Annotated in this window: 1 protein-coding gene; it reads right to left on the bottom strand. The window is 50.1% G+C overall.

What is annotated here, in order from left to right; all coding sequences use genetic code 11:
• Positions 1-381, bottom strand: a 381-nt coding sequence (locus WH277_RS02015) for a TonB-dependent receptor domain-containing protein (protein WP_339504101.1), incomplete at both ends; no start/stop codon positions are given.

The following is a 381-nucleotide window of genomic DNA, read 5'->3' as shown; positions in this document are numbered from 1 at the left end:
CTGCATAGTATGCGCGGCCCGGTTCGTTATAAGTCGAAGCACCGTCATTTTCGCGGTAAATCTGCTTATCAAACAGGTTGCTGACGCCGCCTTTCACACTCAGGTTTTTGGTGAACTTATAGTTGAGATTCAGCCCGACAAGGGAATATGCACCAATCTCGGTCGTGGACATAGGGGTTGTTCCTTCCAGACGGCTTTCCACAAATTCACGCGGCTTCTGGCGACCGTACAGTGTCCAGTTCAGCTCGGTGGAGAACTTATCGGTAATCTGATAATCCAGCATCGAGTTGATGGTGTACTTAGGGATGATCGACAGCGGGTTGCCGGTTTTTTTGTCTTTCGACTCCAGCATATAGGTGGCATTAGTCCGCCAGTCGAGCA

Source organism: Erwinia sp. MYb416, from assembly GCF_037479575.1.
Classification (GTDB): domain Bacteria; phylum Pseudomonadota; class Gammaproteobacteria; order Enterobacterales; family Enterobacteriaceae; genus Erwinia; species Erwinia rhapontici.
Note: the sequence above shows the minus strand (reverse complement) of the source record. Positions and strands in the feature narration are given on the sequence as shown.